General features: G+C 64.8%; 17 protein-coding genes and 1 tRNA gene. 7 read left to right on the forward strand and 11 right to left on the reverse strand.

Annotated features, from left to right (window positions below):
- Positions 1-5 precede the first annotated feature (5 nt).
- Entirely contained in the window at positions 6-2606 is a 2601-nt protein-coding gene (locus tag ACP8ML_RS11530) for an ABC transporter permease (RefSeq protein ID WP_117189493.1), read from the forward strand.
- 51 nt (positions 2607-2657) lie between these two features.
- Here ACP8ML_RS11530 and ACP8ML_RS11535 read toward each other — a convergent pair whose 3' ends face one another.
- The 3 genes from ACP8ML_RS11535 to ACP8ML_RS11545 all read right to left on the reverse strand — a co-directional run bounded on the left by ACP8ML_RS11535 (position 2658) and on the right by ACP8ML_RS11545 (position 5570).
- Entirely contained in the window at positions 2658-3383 is a 726-nt protein-coding gene (locus ACP8ML_RS11535; protein WP_117189494.1) for a hypothetical protein, read from the reverse strand.
- Positions 3380-3976: a sugar O-acetyltransferase gene (locus ACP8ML_RS11540; protein WP_171048649.1), complete on the reverse strand. Its 597-nt coding sequence runs from the start codon at positions 3974-3976 to the stop codon at positions 3380-3382. Before ACP8ML_RS11540 ends, ACP8ML_RS11535 begins: the two co-directional genes overlap by 4 nt.
- Positions 3977-4322: 346 nt before the next feature.
- Entirely contained in the window at positions 4323-5570 is a 1248-nt protein-coding gene (locus tag ACP8ML_RS11545) for an alpha/beta fold hydrolase (protein ID WP_065673217.1), read from the reverse strand.
- Positions 5571-5863: 293 nt separating this feature from the next.
- Here ACP8ML_RS11545 and ACP8ML_RS11550 point away from each other — a divergent pair, with 293 nt between their 5' ends.
- Positions 5864-6928: a septal ring lytic transglycosylase RlpA family protein gene (locus tag ACP8ML_RS11550; protein ID WP_065673218.1), complete on the forward strand. Its 1065-nt coding sequence runs from the start codon at positions 5864-5866 to the stop codon at positions 6926-6928.
- Between the two features lie 122 nt (positions 6929-7050).
- Here the strand turns inward: ACP8ML_RS11550 and ACP8ML_RS11555 are convergent, their stop codons facing one another.
- Complete coding sequence (locus tag ACP8ML_RS11555) at positions 7051-7929, reverse strand: PRC-barrel domain-containing protein (RefSeq protein ID WP_065673219.1); 879 nt, start codon at positions 7927-7929, stop codon at positions 7051-7053.
- Positions 7930-8129: 200 nt separating this feature from the next.
- On the reverse strand, positions 8130-9383 hold the full coding sequence (locus tag ACP8ML_RS11560; protein ID WP_249361300.1) for a MalY/PatB family protein: 1254 nt from the start codon (positions 9381-9383) through the stop codon (positions 8130-8132).
- 88 nt (positions 9384-9471) lie between these two features.
- Here ACP8ML_RS11560 and ACP8ML_RS11565 point away from each other — a divergent pair, with 88 nt between their 5' ends.
- Together ACP8ML_RS11565 and ACP8ML_RS11570 are read left to right on the forward strand one after the other, a co-directional pair.
- Complete coding sequence (locus ACP8ML_RS11565) at positions 9472-9765, forward strand: type II toxin-antitoxin system VapB family antitoxin (RefSeq protein WP_004809687.1); 294 nt, start codon at positions 9472-9474, stop codon at positions 9763-9765.
- Positions 9766-9774: 9 nt separating this feature from the next.
- On the forward strand, positions 9775-10329 hold the full coding sequence (locus ACP8ML_RS11570) for a LytR C-terminal domain-containing protein (RefSeq protein WP_081302622.1): 555 nt from the start codon (positions 9775-9777) through the stop codon (positions 10327-10329).
- A 135-nt stretch (positions 10330-10464) separates the two neighbouring features.
- On the opposite strand, the gene ACP8ML_RS11575 is transcribed toward ACP8ML_RS11570, so the two are convergent.
- From ACP8ML_RS11575 to ACP8ML_RS11595, 5 genes are all read right to left on the reverse strand, one after another.
- Positions 10465-11967 (reverse strand): potassium/proton antiporter, encoded by a 1503-nt coding sequence (locus ACP8ML_RS11575; RefSeq protein ID WP_065673220.1) that lies wholly within the window; start codon positions 11965-11967, stop codon positions 10465-10467.
- Between the two features lie 232 nt (positions 11968-12199).
- Positions 12200-12284, reverse strand: a tRNA-Ser gene (locus ACP8ML_RS11580).
- 78 nt (positions 12285-12362) lie between these two features.
- Positions 12363-13790, reverse strand: coding sequence for a lipopolysaccharide biosynthesis protein (locus tag ACP8ML_RS11585; RefSeq protein ID WP_117189496.1), 1428 nt, complete (start codon positions 13788-13790; stop codon positions 12363-12365).
- Complete coding sequence (locus ACP8ML_RS11590) at positions 13787-14236, reverse strand: nucleoside deaminase (protein WP_171048652.1); 450 nt, start codon at positions 14234-14236, stop codon at positions 13787-13789. Before ACP8ML_RS11590 ends, ACP8ML_RS11585 begins: the two co-directional genes overlap by 4 nt.
- A 36-nt stretch (positions 14237-14272) precedes the next feature.
- Entirely contained in the window at positions 14273-14896 is a 624-nt protein-coding gene (locus ACP8ML_RS11595) for a tRNA adenosine deaminase-associated protein (RefSeq protein ID WP_041710344.1), read from the reverse strand.
- A gap of 336 nt (positions 14897-15232) precedes the next feature.
- Between ACP8ML_RS11595 and upp the strand changes: the two genes are divergently transcribed.
- Entirely contained in the window at positions 15233-15859 is a 627-nt protein-coding gene (gene upp, locus ACP8ML_RS11600; protein ID WP_016666407.1) for a uracil phosphoribosyltransferase, read from the forward strand.
- The gene (locus ACP8ML_RS11605; RefSeq protein WP_117189497.1) at positions 15856-16599 is read left to right on the forward strand and encodes an HTD2 family dehydratase; all 744 of its coding nucleotides are present in this window, start codon (positions 15856-15858) and stop codon (positions 16597-16599) included. Before upp ends, ACP8ML_RS11605 begins: the two co-directional genes overlap by 4 nt.
- 56 nt (positions 16600-16655) lie before the next feature.
- Here the strand turns inward: ACP8ML_RS11605 and ACP8ML_RS11610 are convergent, their stop codons facing one another.
- On the reverse strand, positions 16656-17177 hold the full coding sequence (locus tag ACP8ML_RS11610) for a YbaK/EbsC family protein (protein ID WP_021108043.1): 522 nt from the start codon (positions 17175-17177) through the stop codon (positions 16656-16658).
- A 97-nt stretch (positions 17178-17274) separates the two neighbouring features.
- On the opposite strand from ACP8ML_RS11610, the gene ACP8ML_RS11615 reads away from it, so the two are divergent.
- Positions 17275-19170 carry an alpha-amylase family glycosyl hydrolase gene (locus tag ACP8ML_RS11615; RefSeq protein WP_065673224.1) on the forward strand — a complete coding sequence of 632 codons (1896 nt, stop codon included), beginning with the start codon at positions 17275-17277 and terminating at the stop codon, positions 19168-19170.
- Positions 19171-19267: the final 97 nt, after the last annotated feature.

The following is a 19267-nucleotide window of genomic DNA, read 5'->3' on the forward strand; positions in this document are numbered from 1 at the left end:
CCACCATGTGGAAGGCCACCTTCACCTCCCTGTGGAGCCGCAAGCTTCGGCTGTTCATGTCCACCTTGGCCATCGTCCTTGGCGTCGCCTTCGTCTCGGGATCGTTCGTCTTCGGCGACATGCTCCGGTCCACCTTCAACTCCATCGTCTCGGGGTCCGTCTCGGACGTCGAGGTGTCCAAGAACACCGAGGACGCGGTGCAGGGCGACGCGACGAAACCGTACCCGTTGACACCGGCCGTCGTCGACAGGATTCGCACGATCGACGGTGTCAAGGACGCCCAGGGCACCGTCACCGAGACGGGAACCGTCCTCATCGACCGCGACGGCAAGGCCATCACCAGTTTCGGGCCGCCCCAACTGGGCTTCAGCTGGCAGACGACCCCGGCCCTCGGCGGCCAGCAGGGCGTCCACGTCGTGTCGGGCCACGAACCGCGCACCGACGACGAGGTGGTCGTTGATCCGCAGACCCTCGACAAGTCCGGCCATCATGTCGGCGACAGGGTCAAGGTCATCACGAGCCGAGCCGGCACCGTCCAGGCGAAGCTCGTGGGCACCGCCACCGTCGGTGAGAGTGGGTCCGCCGGGGCCAGCTACGTGTTCTTCACGACGCACCGCGCCCAGCAGCTCTTCCTCAAGGGCCACGACGCATTCACCGGTGTGGCCACGGTCGTCGAACCGGGCGCCGACCGGGCGACCGTCGCCAAGGCCGTCCAGAAGGTCCTGCCGAAGGGATACCAGGCCAAGGACGGCAAGGTCGTCGCCGATGAGCAGATGAGCGTCATCGGCAAGGCCCTCGGCTTCGTCGACATCTTCCTGCTCGTCTTCGCGGGCATCTCCCTGCTCGTCGCGAGCTTCCTCATCGTCAACACCTTCACCATTCTCGTCGCCCAACGCTCCTCCGAGCTGGCGCTGTACCGGGCCATGGGGGCCAGTCGCGGTCAGATCAGGGCGACCGTCCTGGTCGAGGCCCTCGTCGTGGGCGCCGTCGGGTCAGTCCTGGGTCTGTTCGGCGGCCTCGGTCTGGCCGTGGCCATCAAGGCGATCATGGCCGCAACCGGATGGGACATCGGGCAGACGACGCTCACCCTGGGCGTCAAGGCCATCGTGGCCTCGCTCGTCACCGGCATCCTCGTCACGCTCGTCGCCGCCCTGCTGCCGGCTGCCCGGGCCACCCGCATCTCTCCGGTCCAGGCCATGACCTCGGCCCGAACCGAGTCCGAGGTCGGATTGGGCAAACGGGCCGTCATCGGCTCCGTCATGGCCGCCGTGGGCGTCGTGGGGATCGTTCTGGGGATGCTCGACGTCGTGGGCAAACCGGTGGCCTGGGCCGGGGCCGGCATGGCCCTGACGATGATCGGCGTCGCCCTGGCCTCGCCCCTGCTCGGCCGTCCGGTCATCTGGATCGTCGGCAAGGTGTACCGAGCGACCTTCGGCGAGGTCGGCAAATTGGCCGAACTCAACTCGATCCGTCAGCCCCGACGCACCGCCGCGACCGCATCGGCCCTCATGATCGGGCTCACCCTGGTCTCCCTCATGGCCGTCTTCGGGGCCTCCTCGACGCGCTCGGTGACCAGCCAGGTCACCGACACGCTCCGTGGCGACTTCATGGTCGGCCGACAGGGATTCGAGGGGTTTCCCGACCAGGTCCGCACCAAGGTGGCCGCCGTCCCGCAGGTCAAGGACGTCCACGCCATGAAGATGGCGCAGATGCTCGAGATCCCCGCCGGCCACACGACCCCGCCCAAGGAGTACTTCACCGACGCCACGGGACGTCACACGCGCGGCATCGCGGGCATGGAGGCGACCTCGCTGGACAAGATGTTCCCCCAGAAGGTGACGAAGGGACGCATGTTCCGCACCGACGGCGAGATGATCGTCGACGAGAAGGCGGCAGAGAAGTATCACCTGAAGGTGGGGTCGTCCTACCGGTTGTGGTCAGTGGATGCTCAGCGTCCCATGACGCTCACCGTCGTCGGCATCTACACGACCGGCAAGGGACAGCCCATCGCCACCATGTGGGTCTCGACGAGCACCCTCACCTCGGCCGGTCTGGGCGACAAGGACGCCTTCCTGTCGATTTACCTCAAGCCGGGCACCGACCACGAGCAGGCCCACAGGGCCCTCGACGCGGCATTGGCCGACATGCCGTTGGTGAGCGTCATGGACGTTGGCCAGTACACCGACCAGATCCTCGTCAACGTCAACCGGACCATGGCGCTGCTCTACGCACTGCTGGGGCTCAGCATCGTCATCGCCGTGCTCGGCATCGTCAACACCCTGGGTCTGAGCATCATCGAGCGCACCCGGGAACTGGGCCTGTTGCGTGCCATCGCCCTCACCCGCCCGCAGGTGCGCCGGATGATCACCCTGGAGTCGGTCGTCATCGCCTTGCTGGGTGCGGTGGTCGGGGTCGGTCTGGGAACCGTCTTCGGCATGGTGCTGCAACGTCTGCTCGCCGACCAGGGCATCGACAAACTCTCGATCCCGTGGCTGCAACTCGTGGCCTTCCTCGTGGCCGCGGCGCTCGTCGGGGTGCTCGCCGCGCTGTGGCCGGCGCACCGGGCGGCCCGCACGAACATCCTCAAGGCCATCGCCACCGAGTGAGGTCTGCCGGCGGGTCCTCCACACACCTGGCGGCGGTCGCCAGCGGCCCTGTCATCGGCGAGCTTGCCTCAGCAAGGTGCGGACGCGGTCGGGATCGTCGGCCATATCAAGGGTGGCGAAGACGTTGGAGACATCCACCTCGGGACGCTGCCAGCCGATGGTCGCGACGTGGGCGGCCAGGGCGACGCAAATCTCCTGGCAGCCGTCGATGATCCACTCGGGGTCGACGTCCGGGTTGACGTGACGGGAGAACTCGGCGGCGTCGTGCTGCTGTGCCGCCAGGATCGCCGACAAACCACTGCGCAGCTGCTCAACGGCCTCCTCCCCCATGGTGGAGACGACGACCGGGTCGGCCATGTCGCGGCGAACCCGCTCAACCAGCAGGCCGGGGACCTCGTCAGAGGCGAGTCCTTCGCGGTCGAAGAGCCAGTCGGGCAGGTACACCTCGACGGTGTCATCGTCGACCTGTTCGACCCGCTTGACCACGGCGTCGAGCAGGCTGACGCCGAGCATGATCGCGCCCTCGAGCTGACAGAGCGGGGTGAGGGCGATGGCGATCGCGGCTCGTCCGGACTCGAGTGGGTCGATCTGTTCACCGCGCTCCTGGGCTCGCAGCTCCTCTTCGCTGGCCCGGCGCAACACCTCGAAGGACTCGGCCGGCGGAATCTGCACGGATTGCGGATCGGCCTCGACGTCGTCGGTCTCCGGGAGCTCGGCACCGACGGAGTCAGGATCGCACCAGTTGACCGGGAGATCCGGGATGTCGTTCATGGTCATTCGCCTTTCCTGTCATAGACCGATCCGATGACGCGCGCCGGATTGCCGACGGCGATGGATCCGGCCGGGATGTCCTTGGTGACGACCGCTCCGGCTCCGATGACGCTGTCCTCACCGATGGTGACACCGGGGCAGACGATCGCGCCTCCGCCGAGCCAGACATTATTGCCGATCGTGATGGGTTTGGCAGCCTCCAGGCGTTCCCAACGCAGGTCCGGGTCGATGGGGTGGGTGGGAGTCAGCAACTGGACGTTCGGGCCGATCTGACAGTCGGTGCCGATGCGAATCTCGGCGACGTCGAGAGCCGTCAGGTTGTAGTTGGCGAAGCTGCGCGCGCCGAAGTGGATGTTCTCACCGTAGTCGACGTATAGCGGCGGCTTGATGACGGCATCCTCTCCGAGTTCTCCGAGGAGTTCGGCCAGCAGAGGGATGGCGCTGTCCGGATCGTTGAGGAAGGCCCGGTAGTAGGCGTCAGCCAGCCTGGCCCCGCGCTCGGCGATCCGGGAGCTCTCCGGGTCGTCGGCGATGTAGAGGTCCCCGGCGAGCATCCGTTCCCGGTTCGTGCGGGGGTCCCCTGCGAAGTGGTCAGTCATGGGGTCAACGGTATCGGGAGGGCATGAAGGCATCCCCTGAACCTCGAATACCGGCTAGTACTACACAGAGCTGCCAGAAAACCTGGATGGTGACGTTGCCATCGGGTTTTCGGAGCGTTTTTTGGCAGCTCCGTGTAGTGGAAGGCCGTGCAGCGAGGCTGTGAGAGGAATGCGCCCCGGGGATCACCCAGTTGGGCCACCTGGGCCAATCCCCGCCCTGCCACGTCCACCTGTACCAGTTGTGTCCCCTGTGCCAGCAGATCTTGACGGGGGGACACAGCTGGCGCAGCTGAAAATGAAGGTCACGGGAAAAAGGGGCGCCCGGTACCCCGGACGCCCCGCAACCTCACCTGACGAGCTCTCCCTTGACGAGCTTGATGAGACGGTCGAGAACCGCACCGCCTGAGGCATTCGACCCATTGTGCTCATATTCAGTCGTCACCCAGGCATGCATCTGCGGCAGTAAGGCTGCCGTTTCGACGGAAAACTGGCGCGGCACATAGGCGTCGTCGTGGTACACCGCCGCAGCACAGGGCACCTCGGCAGCCCGGAGGGCGTCAGCGTCATACAGCTTCGGCCACGGATGGTCCGCAATGAGATTGGCAACCTCCTTCCACGGCCGCAGCTCCTGGTCGGTGTCGAACCACTCCGGCATGACGTGCTCACCGGTCAACAGGGTCGGATCCTGCTGGAAGTCCTCGGGCAGCATCCGCGCGGCCGACCAGCCGGTGACCACACCGTCGGCATAGGATGACTCGTGGATGACGGCGTACAGCGGGTTGCGTCCGCCAAAAGGCAGCAGCCCGGCAAGATCATGGCGGAACGACCGTGAGGTGTGCGGATACTCCAGCAGGTAGTGCAGCTTCTCAGCCCCACCCGAGGCGCCCAGCAGGTGTCCCAACGACCGCAGCCGCGACGGCGTCACGATGTCACCGTTCGGAATGGTGATCTCGCCCTTCTCGGCCAGCGCCATGAGCTCTGCGAGCCGCACCCGATCCTCCGGAAATCGCTTGTAGTATTCCAGCGACTTTGCGCGCAGCTGGTCGTAACAGGCGGTGTAGACCTCGTCAGCAGAACGTCCGACTGCCGACAGACCACCCGTGAAGTAACCGGCCGACAGCGACTCCGGGTAGGTGGACAGGTACCTCAGCAAGGTGAATCCGCCGAAGGACTGGCCCAGCACCGCCCATCTCTGAACACCAAGGTGACGACGGATGTCCTCACAGTCCTCGACGATCTCGTCGGCACGCAGGTGGGTGAGGTACTCCGCCTGGCTGGCCGGGTCCCCCACCGGCTCGCTCACCGGCGAGGACAGTCCAGTGCCGCGCTGGTCCAGCAGCACGAGCTGGTAGTCCTGCAGGGCCCGGGCCAGCCAGCCCGGGAATCCGGGATCCCACAGCGTCGGACGCGGAGACTCGCACCCCGGGCCACCCTGCAGAAAGACGAGGTACGGCTTGTCGGTGCCGTCAGGAGCAGCGACCAGACGCGCATAAATCTCGACGGTGCGCAGGTCCTCGGGGTTGTTGTGGTCCAACGGGACCCTGAGGCGAATGTCGTCGGTCAGCAGGCCAGGAATGTTGCGGTTCCACGTCATGGCATCAGCCTACGAGGTCCGGAGGCAGACCGAGTCGACTCCGTCGCTCCTCGCCCGGCGGCGCGAGGCTTGCCATATCCAGAACCCTCAGTATTTTCTCAGCTTTCACACGATGTTGTCCCATCCTCCGCAACTACCGTCGCGGCTTGTCCAGAAGATTCGGAGGTCCATCAGCAGCGCATCCCCGAGGTGACACCCACTCATCTACACTGAACCGATTTTGAGAATCTCTCAGGAACACGTACAGTTCAACGAGCCCCTGAACCTGCGGCAACGCTCGGAAGGAACATCACATGACCAACACCTCGACCAACGCCGGGACGGCTCTCAAGCGCACCGTCGCTCTGACCGCTGCGGCCGGACTCGCCGTCATGGGCACCATCGCCGAGGAGGCCCACGCCGCCCCCACCGGTGCCCCTGGGGCCCATGCGGAGAAGGCTCCCACCCAGCAGACCAAGAAAGCGCCGGCCAAGCAGGCCAAGCGCGCCACCCCGTACACCACCCAGTTCGCGCAGTCCCGCGTCCACCTCAACGTTCGTTCCGGACGTGGCACCGCGTACAAGCGTCACGGTCTCATCCACCCCGGCGACCGTCTCCTCATCGTTGGCAAGGACGTTCAGGGCTGGACCCCCGTCAACTACCGTGGCAAGACCTCCTGGGTCGCCACCCGCTACATCAACAAGGTCACCCGCCCGGTTGGCATCTTCGCCCAGCGAGGCGACCACAATGCCCGTACCAAGGCTGTTCAGCGCGACCTTTCGACCCTCAGCTACTTCCCGGGCAAGTGGGTCGGACTGCCTTACGGTCCATCCACCACCAACGCCGTCAAGGTGTTCCAGAAGGCCAATGCTCTCAAGCAGACCGGCGTCACCGACGCCGTCACCATGAGCCTGCTGCGCTCGAAGGCCAGCTACAAGCGCGCCGCCGAGGCCGAGAAGGCTGCCGAGACCGAGAAGGCTGCTCCTCAGAAGAAGGCCGCCGCTCCGGAGCCGACGCAGCGTCACTCCGAGAAGTCCTCGCGCACCTCCCGTTCCTCCGAGCGCACGGACCGTAGCGCCGCCGACGTCTCCACCAGTGGCGTCGCCGGAAGCTGCGGGGCCTCCTTCTACACCGATTCGCAGACCGCCTCCGGTGAGTCCTTCAGCTCCTCGGCCATGACGGCTGCCTCCAAGACCTACTCCTTCGGCACCCGCCTCAAGGTGACTAACAAGACGAACGGACGCTCCGTCGTCGTGCGCATCAATGACCGTGGACCCTACGTCTCCGGTCGCTGCCTTGACCTGACTCCGGCTGCCTTCAACCAGATCTCGTCGCCCAGCGCTGGCGTTGCCGACGTCACCTACGAGAAGGTCTCCTGAGTTCACCAGACGTCGAGGATGTGGCGTCCTCGTACAGCGTCAGCCCCCGATCCATTGCGGATCGGGGGCTGACGTCATGTTCACGACTTCTCAGGCCAGGCCAAAGGTCTCTGGCCCAGGGATCAACCGGCAGGAGCCTCTGGACCGTCGTTGAACCACCAGGTGGCCTGTCCGGGAACTCCGGCATTCTTGGCCTCCTCCGGTGCCTCGACCTTGTCGAGCTCGTGGACATTGCCCTCTGCGTCCTCCCAGCACACCACCTCGCGGCGCACCGGGATCTGCACGGTCACCAGATCAGTGACGACGTAGCGGCGCAGCTTGGCACCAGCCGGCAGACCCATGGCGGGCACGGGCTCGGCGACCGGAAGAACCTCATCATCAGAGTGTTCCTCGGAGTGATCATCGCTGAGCACCTCAGGACGGTTCTCGTCGTCCTCCTCGCCATCCTCAGCAACCGGGAAGTCCTCGTTGTCCTCGTCACGGGGAGCCGCCGGAACGATGACCGGAGTGACGGTGGTGTCCTGGCCGACCTCGTCATCGTCGACGAGCTGGGTCTCGACGGCCTCCTCATGGGAGTCGTCGTCAATCTCTTCGGCGTCGACGACGTCAGGATTGCTGACGGCGCCGCGTCCTGGCTGGGCGATGACGATGTCGTCATCATCGATCTCCAGCCCGGAACGACGAGCGGGCTCCATGCCGTAGTGGCCGTAGACCTCGGCCTCACGGTCACGCGAGAGATCGTCCTCCTCGGACGCCTCAGGGGCGGTCTCGATGATGTCGCGGTTGAACGGCACACTGACGTGGCTCGTGGAGTAATCGGCGCCGCGTACCGGGATGAAGTGCTCGTGGCCCTCCGAAAGCACGGTCACGAAGGTCACGGCACCGGTGACCTCGTCGGCAAAGATCTGCTGGATCGTCCCGACCTTCTCACCATCCGGTCCGACGACCTCGGCGTCGAACAGTCCGGGAATGTCCTTGGGATCCATGGCGCTGATGTCCATGTATCGACCTCTCGCTAGGGGGCTGGAACGTACGCGCATACACGCACTCTTCGCCTCAGCTTTTCACAGTGCAGGCGCCAACTGGCGCAATGCATCCGGGCGCGTCTCGAAGTGAGCACCTGCCCGGATCGGGTTAACATGCCTTGGCCGGAGGATCAGAGCTCGTCAAACCAACGGTCTGACGATCAGCAGTCCGAGAGTCAACGGTCGTTGATCGCGCTGATCATCCGGTCGACGGCTTCCTCGAGCAGATAGCGTGGGGTGGCGAAATTGATACGTGCGTGCCCCTCACCCCCGGGCCCGAAGGTGGGACCGTCATTGAGACGGATACGGGCGTGACGCAGCAGCCACTCCCCTGGCGAGGCCGGAAGCTCGTAGGCGGAGAAGTCGAGCCAGCCCAGGTAGGTGCCTTCAGGAATCCGGTAGGACACTCCCGGCAGTTGATCGGCCAAGGTTTCCGACAGCCACACCGCGTTGTCATGGATGTAGCAGTTGGCGGCGTCCAACCATTCCTGACCAGAGTCGAAGGCGGCCTTGTTGGCAGCCATGCCGATCGTGGTGGCCCCTTCGGCGTCGAGCGGATGGACCTTCTGATCCCACAGCTTGACCTGCTCATCGGTGAAGAGGGAGATGAAGGCCGTCATGAGGCCGGGGATGTTGAACGACTTCGACGCCGAGGACACCAGCACCGAGTGAGCGGCCGCCTGCTCGCTGACGCTGGCATAGGGCACCGAGGCCTTGCGCTTCTCGCAGGCCGGGACGAGAGGTCCATGGATCTCGTCGGAGATAACGAACCCGTGGTGACGCTCGACGACCTCGGCCAGTCCGCGCAGCTCGTCCGCGGTGAAGACGCGACCCAGTGGGTTGTAGGGCTGGCAGAGGATGATCGACCCGGCACCCTTGGTGAAGGCCGCGTCAATGCCGTCAAGGTCGAGGGTCCAGCCCAGGTCGGAGTCGACCATCGGCACCGAGATGATCTCGCGTCCTTCCAGTCCCGGCACCTTCCAGAACGGCATGTATGCCGGGGAAGGGACGATCACGGGGCTTCCGGGAGCGCTGTAGGTGCGAATGGCCAGCTGGACTCCGGACAGGACATTGCGCAGATAACGCACCTTGAGCGGATCGACCGTCAGGCCCTGGACCTTCTTCGTCCATGCCGCCCAGGAGTGCCGCAATCCGTTGTCGCGCGGATATCCGTAGGCGTGCTTCGCAACCATGTCCTCGATGGCCTGCTGGATGGGCGGGGCAACCCGGAAGTCCATCTCGGCCACCCACAGCGGGATGACCCCCTCGGCGACGTCTTCCCACCTGGCCGTTCCGCGTGAACGCAACCACTCGACAGTGGGGCTGTCGAAGTCGAAACCAGTCATTGCCGTCCTTCCATAGTCCTCGACCGGGGCGTTGTCCCGGTGCAACGCCCGTTCACCGGGCATGTGGCTGCAGGTCGGTGACATGAAACCACATGCCCTTTCGTCTCAGCTTGTCACATACCACCGGGCACGTCTGCCGGGGTTGCCGTCGAGAAGCTTGTAGGATCGTCGTGTGATCTTCAAACGTGTCGGTGACTCCCGCCCATACCCTGACCACGGGTACACGCAGAAGCAGTGGTCCCAGCTGGCGCCCGTGCAGGTGCGCTTGGACCAGCTCGTCACGACGAAGAGCAACCTTGACCTGGCGAACCTTCTCGAGGACGACTCCACCTTCTACGGGGACCTCTTCGCCCACGTCGTGGCCTGGCATGGCGACCTCTACCTTGAGGACGGCCTGCACCGCGCGCTTCGTGCTGCCCTTCAGCAGCGTCAGACCCTCCATGCCCGTGTCCTCGAACTGGACTGATGCCCCGTCATGACTCCTGATGAACGTCGCCACTATCTGAGGATGGCAGGTACCCCGATCACCCTGCTGGCCCTCGTCATCCTCATCGCGGTGGCCATCCGCGCCGGGTGGAAGGCCGTCAGTGCCCCCGTTCCCCCGCCACCGATCACCCCTTGCGTCAATCAGGACGTCAAGGGCAAGCTGACGACGAAGGATGTCACGGTTTCGGTGTACAACTCCGGTCACACCCGTGGCCTGGCGGGTAGCGTATCGAAGCAGCTTGCCAACGTTGGGTTCGTCATTGATTCGGTGGCCAACCGTGAGCCCATGGTCAAGGGGGTGACGGTCATCGGCCACAACGCCAAGGATCCTGAGGTGAAGCTGGTTGCCGGCTACTTCCCGGCAGCAGTGCTGAAGTCGGATCCCAAACGAGTCGACCATGAGGTTGAAGTGGTGCTCGGCGATCGTGACCCGAACTTCAAGACGGATGCACCAAAGTTCGTGAAGGTTGGTGGGCCCGTGTGCCTGCCGTCACCGTCACCGACCCCATCGATGCTGGCGACGCCAGGGGAAAAGCAGCCCTGACCATCAACAACCGTTGGGCAGGCCACGGACCCACATAGATCCGTGGCCTGCCCCTATTCGTCTTCTTGGTCAGCCGGGTTGGTTGGCCTGCCCAGTGGGTTCTGGTCAGCTTTCTCAGCGGCTTCGTCAGTGTGGTCACTCGGCCTGGACGCGCAGCCCGTGCCAGCGCGCCAACCGGCCTCCCCGGCCTATCTCGGTCAGCCTCTCGACAACGTACCGCCGTTGCCCCTGGGGGACGACGATGAGCAGCTCGTCACCTTGCTCCAGCTTGGTCTCCGCGCGCGGAGCAAAGGAACGGTCGCCACGGATGATGAGCGAGACGACGCAGTTACGCGGCAGCCGCAGCTCGCGGACCGTCACCCCGGACAGTCTCGATCCCTCGGGAACGTCAGCCTGCAGGAGGTCGGCAGCGATCTCGTCAAGGGGCGCAACCTCGATCGTCACGTCCTTGGCCATCTGCGGATCGACGACGCCGAGGAGCTTCGCCGCGCCCGGCAAGGTCGGGCCCTGGATACAGGTGAAGACGACGACGAGCACCAGGATGACGTCGAAGAACTTGTCGGCGCGCTCCATGTGGGACGCCATCGGGATCGTCGCCAAAATGATCGGCACAGCCCCGCGCAGACCGGCCCAGGACAGGAAGAACCGCTCGTTGCGGCGGAACCCGAACCATGTCGTACAGGCGAGGACTGCCAAGGGGCGCGCGACAAAGGTCAACAGCAGGCCGGCAGCAACACCGGAGCCAACGGAGACCCAGGTGAGACGGTCGGGGTTGGCCAGCAGACCGAGCATGACGAACAGGCCGATCTGACAGATCCAGCCGATGCCCTCAGAGAAGGATCGGGTGGTGTGCTGATAGGGCAGGTCGCCATTGCCAATCATGACGGAGGCGACGTAAACCGCGGCGAATCCGGACACGCCGATCCACACACCGACACCGTAGGCGGTCACGGCCCACGCCATCGCAGCGATGGCGTAGAGGTTTCCGGATGGCAGGTTGATGCGTCGCCCGATCCTGACAGCCACCCACCCAACGCCCAGACCGACGCAGATACCACCGATGAGTTCAAGGGCAATGGACCCAAGAAGAGGGAGTACGCCGATCGTCGACTCCCCAGTTGCGACCCCGGTCAGTGCGATGACGACGAGGACGGTCGGGGCGTCGTTGAGGCCCGACTCAGCCTCGAGCACGGATCTGAGCCGATTGGGCAGGGAGACCCCCCGAAGCACGGAGAACACGGCAGCAGAGTCAGTCGGGGCGGTGGCCGCGCCGAGAAGGGCTGCAACGCTCCAGTGCAGGCCGAGCGCGTAGTGGCCCAGCAGAGCCATGACGCCGAAGGAGACGCCAACCCCGGCGGTCGCCAACAAGGCAGCTGGGCCCAGGGCCGGTCGGATGTCTTTCCAGTTGGTCGATAATCCACCATCGGCAAGGATGAGCACGAGGGCAGCGAAACCAATGGCGTGTGCGGCACCCAGGTCGTTGAAGTCAATGCCGAAACCGATGGGGCCGAGCAGCATACCGACCAAGAGGAACAGCAATAGCGCCGGCAGTCCCAGACGGGTGCCGATCCGGGCCGCGAAGGCGGCCAGCAACACGACGACGGCGCCGATGAACAGGGCGAGGTCAGAGGGTTGCACGAGGTCATTATTCCAGCAGGACGACGTCCGTCATGGATCTGGACACCATGGGGAACGCCGTCTCGCGAGAAGCGGACATCCGGAGGGGCCGTTGACGGTCGTGAACTCCGGAGGGTACTGCTCGGTGTTGGATTGCTCCCGAAGCCGACCGGGGCGGTCTCTCTTTCGGACTATGCCCCAACCCGCTAAACACAAGGCCCCGGGAGCCTCCCAGCTCCCGGGGCCTTCTCGGCGGTGACGGAGGGATTTGAACCCTCGGTAGCTCTCGCTACACCCGCTTTCGAGGCGGGCACTTTCGGCCGCTCAGACACGTCACCGTGAACAAGGGTAGCGAATCCATCACCTCTGGCCAAAATTCGAGTGTCGGGGACACGACGATCAGGTGTCAGAGCGTGTCAGGGGCGGCTGTCCTCGTCCTCACTGCTGACCTCAGCCTCCTCGGCTGCCTCGACCGCCGGGTCCACCTTCGTGTTCTTGTTGTCGAATCTCTTGGCGACCACGAGTGCCAGCCCGATGTAGAACACCAACAACCCAGCCATGATGAAGGACATTTGGTAGATCGTCCCGACCATCGAGAGGTCGCTGAGATTCAGGTAGGTCAGTGGCACGACCGCGTAGATGATCGCGAAGACCAAGGCGATCCCGTTGTTGCGGGTCACGATGAACATATTCGAGATCGGCGATGTGACGAAGTTGACGTACAGCCACGGCACCAGAGCCACCGCAATGTCAGCCGACTGCTGAAACTTCGCGCCCAACAGCCACGGCAGCACCGGCGGGATGAGCACATACAGCAACCCGAAAGGCACGATGCCGACGAGGAACGACCTCACCACCGACTTCTTGACGGTCTGGTAGAATTTCCCTGCGTCGGAGACCGACAGCTTCTGGAAGAACACCTGGGAGAGTGCCTGGTTGATGACGGACGCCGGCATCTGCATCAACGCCCAGGCGATGTTGAATCGACCGTAGCCAGCCGTCGAGAACTTCACCATGATGATCATGTTGACGCCCTGCTGCCGGATGGCGTCAACGATGGCGTTCGGAGCCGTCAGCAGAGGGAGCTGCCGATACTTGCGCATCACCGCACGCATCGGCATGTCGGATTCCTCGATGGCGCGCAGGTCAGGACCCAAACGGCGTCGAAAGTTGTTGAGCGCCAAGCACTTGCCTAGGAAGGTCGCGATGACCTGACCGAAGGCGGCGGCATTGATGGCACACGAGGTGATACGTCCGACCGCCGTCGTCGACTGGCACCACAGCGCGTTGGTGCCGATGATGCCGAACTGCTTGCGTCGGTTCGCCCAGTAATTAACGACGTTGACCTGCGTGTAGGCGAAGACGATCGGGCCGACCGCCAACAACCACCACCGGGCCTGCGGCTTGCCGAGCAGCCCACTGAGGAATCCGCCCAGGGGAATCATCGACAGCATCGCCAACGTCGAGACGACTGCATTGATCCGCGTCGCCAACCGGAGCACCCGTTTGGCCTCGGAGTTGTCCCGCGGCAGCACGATGGCCATTTCGTAGCGCAGGGCTGCAGCAGGGATGACGAACTGGGAGACGGCCATGATGGCGCCATAAATACCCCAGTCAGACGGGTCAATGTGATGGGTGACGTAGAGGGTAGCCAGGGCAGCAATCAACTGGGCCAGGCCGGTCCCGCTCATGACCTTCGTCACCGAGGCGAGAAACTCATGACTCTGGATGTAGGCGTGAGCGCGTGGGAAGCGCACTCGTTTCTCCTCGGCCGCCGCGGCATTTCCGGAAGGCGTCTGCTCCCCGGATTCCGACGGCGTCGATTCCGTTGGGGTGTTGGTCACCCGTCCACGGTACAGGCCCGATGACCGCCGAAGAATTCGCGCAGCAGGGCGGACGACTCGTCGGCCATGACACCGGAGACCACTTCGGGACGGTGCGGAAGCCTCGGATCGCGCATGACGTCGAAGAGGGAACTGACAGCTCCGGCCTTGGGATCGAAGGCTCCGAACACCACCCTCGGGATCCGCGCGGCGATGATCGTCCCGGCGCACATGGTGCACGGTTCCAGGGTGACGACGAGGGTGCAGTCATCCAGACGCCACCCGTCCCTGGCCTCCGCAGCTCGACGGATGACGAGCACCTCGGCGTGAGCGGTCGGGTCACCGGTGAGCTCACGCTCGTTGCCCGCCTCGGAGAGGACCTCGCCGTCAGGGCCGAGAATCACCGCACCAATGGGGACGTCACCCCACTGCGCCGCACGACGCGCCACGGCGAGGGCCTGGGCCATGGCCTGACGCCAACCCGGCATCGGGCCAGCCACGGGTCAGCGCACCGAGGTGTTGGCCGCCCGCTCGAACTGCGGCCCGAAGTGAACCCGGGCGGCGATGTCGGCCAGGATCTCGTCGGAGTCCTCGTCGGCCTCGGCGAAGGCCTCCATGTCGAACTCACCCACTCCGGCGTCGGCAAGCATGTCGCCGTCGCCCATTGTCTCGGGGTCGTCGTCGGGGTCAGGAATGTCCTCGCCCAAGAAGTCAGCGACGTCGCGAGCAATCGGCCAGTCATTGGCCTGGGTGGAGTCGGACAGGAAGACCTGCACGTTGCGGCCGCGAACCCGGACGATGACGTAGAACTGGTGGTCGATCGAGACCATACCGACGGCTCCTGCGTCGCCAGGGAGACGGCGCAGCTGGGTGATGAGCTCGTCGAGATCGTTGGCGAGCATAGGCTCCATGGGGACCGCGGTCCGCTCGCCATCATCGTTGTAGAGAGCTACGACGAAGTCGATCTCGTCCTCGCCTGCGTCCTCGAGATCATCGTCGTCATAGTCATCGTCATCATCGTCGTCGTAGTCGTCCTCGTCATCGGGCAACTCGTCGTACTCATCGAGATTGTCGTAGTCATCGACGTCATCGTCGGGAACAAACTCGTCATCGCTGAACCGGGACATGACGACCTCCTTGGGGGCGAACGTCTCCATCGTTGCAGACATCTGGCCGCGGAAACAGTCGCAGGGCCGATTTGAGCGCGAACTTCTCGACGGAAGGAAGGTCCGGGGCAGTGTGGACGGTGTTGTACCTGCCGTTATCGGCGAAATTCGCCGAGGATTGGCCGAATCTAGCCATGGCAGCGTCACCCCCTACCGACAGGCTCCCCGACAGCAGTTACTTCCGTACACCGGCGCCGCACATCCCCCACCCATTCACTCCTCGGCCCCCGAATCTGGTGGCCGAGTGCCGCCAGTTACTCCTCATGTGCGAAGGTTGGTTTCGTGGAACTCAATGTCATGGATCATCCCCTCGTCTCCCACAAGCTGACCCTGTTGCGCTCGGTGGACACCCCCAGCCCGGTCTTCCGCCAGCTCGTCGAGGAGCTCGTCACCCTCATGGCTTACGAGGGCACCCGCGAGGTGCGCATCGAGCCGACCACCGTCACCACCCCGCTCACCACCACCGAGGGTGTCGCCCTGGCCCGCCCCAAGCCGCTCGTCGTCCCGATCCTGCGCGCCGGCCTGGGAATGCTCGAGGGCATGATGCGCCTCGTCCCGTCGGCCGAGGTCGGCTTCGTCGGCATGACCCGTGACGAGGAGACCCTCCAGCCGATGACCTACGCCGAGCGTCTTCCCAAGGACCTCTCCGGCCGTCAGTGCTACGTCCTCGACCCGATGCTGGCCACCGGTGGTTCTCTGGGCGGCACCGTCGAGTTCCTGGTGCGCCGCGGCGCCGACCACATCACCTGTCTGTGCATCCTGGCCGCCCCAGAGGGCATCGAGAACTTCCGCAAGCTCGTCAGCGATCTCGAAGTCCCCTGCCACCTCGTCGTGGCTGGCGTCGACGATCACCTCGACGAGCACGGATACATCGTCCCCGGCCTCGGTGACGCCGGCGACCGTCTGTACGGCCTGGCCGAATGACGCAACTGCGCCCCGACGACCTGCGCGGTCTGGCAACCCTGTTGGGTTCCCCCGAACCCAACAGGGTCGTCCCGCCGTGCTGGCACTGGGTCCTCCTCCTCGACCCGGTCAACCCCGCCAGCCTCGACGAGGACGGGTACACCATCGGCTCCCCGAGCACCCCGAAACCGGGTATGACGAGGATGTTCGCCGGCGGTCGGGTGCGCACCACGGCCCCGTTGGCCCTCAACCGCGAGACCACCCGCACCACTGAGGTCGCCTCGGTCACCGACAGGCAGGGGCGTCGCGGCCCTCTTCACTTCGTGACGATGAGATCCACCTGGGCACAGGACGGCCAAGACTGCCTGGTCGACGAGCAGGAATACGTCTTCCTGCCAATCCAGTCCTCCGATCCCTCGCCCGCGGGTGCCGGGCAGACCGACGGCGACGGGTTCCTGGCCACCGAGCCTCTGTTGGTGACCTTCTCGGCCCTGACGGCCAACCCGTACCGCATCCACTGGGACCGCGACTTCTGCCGTCGCAACGGCCACGACGGACTGGTCGTCCACGGACCGCTGCAGGCCCTCCTCATGGCGCAAGCCTTCCCATGCGAGACCTTCGTCGGGAAGGAGTTCTCCTACCGCTTCCGCGCCTCCGTGACCGCCCCGACCCGACTGACGGTCGGCATCGAGGACGGCGAGGCCCAAGTCCGTCGCCCCGACGGTACGGTCACCGCGACGGCAACCCTCGAGGAGTTCTGACCCAGGCGCCCCGTTCGGACTTCCTGGGCCGCAATCCCATGAGGCAGGGAGCGAACTCAGTTCGCCAGTCCCTCGACGACCTCAGCTCCTGGCAGGGACACCAGATCAGCACCACTGACGATGAGCTTTGAGCTGCGCAGCCCCGATCCGATGCACACGGCCTGGGCCTCGGCGACGCGCGGATCAATCCAGATCGGCCACTCAGCGGGCAGGCCCACTGGGGTGATCCCGCCGTACTCCATTCCGGACAGGCTGACGGCCTCGTCCATGGGCGCGAAGGACGCCTTGCGGACGTCGAGCTTCTTGCGCACCACCTTATTGACGTCAACCCTCGTCGTGGCAAGGGCCAGGCAGGCGACGTACTTCTCGACGTCACCGCGCTTTCCCTTGACGATGACGCAGTTGCCACACGTCTCGGGACCCTCACCGAAGGCCTCGCACAAGGCGTCGGTGTCCGCGATCTCGGGATCAATGCTGAAGACGACTGCCGAGGGCAACTCGGCGGCTCGTCCGGCGACCGTCGCGGCCAGCAGCTCAGGGTGATCGGCAGCAGGCAGGTGCTCAACGGAGTCGTACATGCGACCCACCGTAGTCACCGTGATCACACGATGGGACCACCTCTCACACCACGGACGGATACCGTTGACCGTGGTTGTTTCGACGACAAGGAGAACGATGACCGACGATACGAAGGAAGCGACCGGCGAATCCCGCCCGAATGCCAACGATCCAATTCCCACCGACTACGCCGGCCGTGCCAAGGGCATGGGTGTCTCGCTCATCGACGGTGGCGCCGCGTTCCGCGTGTGGGCCCCGCACGCCGAGACAGTCGCCGTCACCGGAACCTTCGACGACTGGGCAGCCCAGCCCAGGGGAGACAATGACGACGCCGAGAAGGTTCGCTCGGCCAAGTTCCAGCTCGTCAGCGAGAACAACGGCTACTGGTACGGCCAGGCCGCCGGTGCCACGGTGGGCGACGAGTACCGTTTCGTCCTCATCAACGGTGACCAGGTGATCTCCCGCATCGACCCTTACGCCCGCCACGTGACGAGCTCGGTCGGCAATGGCATCATCACCGATCCCGGCGCCTACGACTGGGAGGGTGACGACTTCACTCCCCCGACCCTGAACGAGCTCGTCATCTACGAGATGCACGTCGGAACCTTCTTCGACAAGGATCCTGACGACGACAAGCCCGCCGACCTGGCCGACGTCGAGTCGAAGATCGACCACCTCGTCCACCTGGGCGTCAACGCCGTCGAGCTCATGCCCCTCATGGAGTTCGCCGGGGACTACTCGTGGGGTTACAACCCGGCCCACATCTTCGCCGTCGAGAGCGCCTACGGCGGCCCGGAAAAGCTGCGCGACCTCGTCAAAACCTGCCACAAGCACGGCCTGGCGGTCATCATCGACGTCGTCTACAACCACTTCGGCCCCTCGGACCTCGACCTGTGGCAGTTCGACGGATGGAGCGAGAACGACAAGGGCGGCATCTACTTCTACAACGACTGGAAGTCCTCGACCCCGTGGGGCGACACCCGTCCCGACTACGGCCGCGGCGAGGTCCGCGAGTTCATTCGCGACAACGCCATGATGTGGCTGGAAGAGTTTCACGCCGACGGCCTGCGCTACGACATGACCCCGTACATGCGCAGTGTCGATGCCGGTGAGATGAACATCCCCGACGGCTGGAGCCTCACCCACTGGATCAACACCGAGATCCGCGAGAAGTTCCCACGCGCCATCACCATCGCCGAGGACCTGCACGGTGAGCCCAAGGTCGTCTCCACCGCTGACGACGGTGCCGCCTTCCACGCCCAGTGGGACAACCATTTCGTCCACCCGATCCGCGCTGCTGTCATCACCGCCTCCGACGAGGCTCGTGACATGGACGCCGTGCGCGATGCCGTCGAGTTCTCCTACGGTGACGCCTTCTCCCGCGTCATCTACACCGAGTCCCACGACGAGGTCGCCAACGGTTCGGCCCGCGTCCCCCAGGAGGTCGACGACGACGATCCGACCGGCTACTACGCCCAGAAGCGCTCCACCCTGGGAGCGGCCCTGGTACTCACCTCACCGGGTCTGCCGATGATCTTCCAGGGCCAGGAGCTCCTGGAGGGCGAATGGTTCCGCGACACCGTCCCGCTGCATTGGGATCAGGGCGCTCAGTTCAAGGGCATCTTCAGGATGTACCGCGATCTCGTCAGTCTGCGTCTCAACGAGGAGGGCCACACCAAGGGCCTCACCGGACAGAACGTCGACACCCTGCACCTGCACACGGACAACCACGTCTACGCCTTCCACCGCTGGGCTGACGGTGGTCCGCACGACGACGTCGTGGTGGCGGTGAACCTCGACTCCAAGGCCTGGGGCGAGTACACCATCGGGATGCCGGCTGCCGGCCGCTGGGTGACCAGGTTCAATTCCGACGCGAAGGTGTACTCGGACGCCTTCGACGGGGTCGACGTCCCCGAATGGTTTGTCGCAGCCGAGGATGATTACGACGGCCACCCGGCATCCGTGACCCTGGTTCTGCCGCCTTACAGTGTGGTCATCCTGTCGCGCGCCTGAGGTCGCCGACGTACCGACACGTGTGACGAGAACAGCGTCACCGGAGCGGGGGAAGTCAGGACGATTTCCCCCGCTCCTCCCACATCCGAACTTCCTT

Source organism: Cutibacterium sp. LaCa_255, assembly GCF_057458005.1.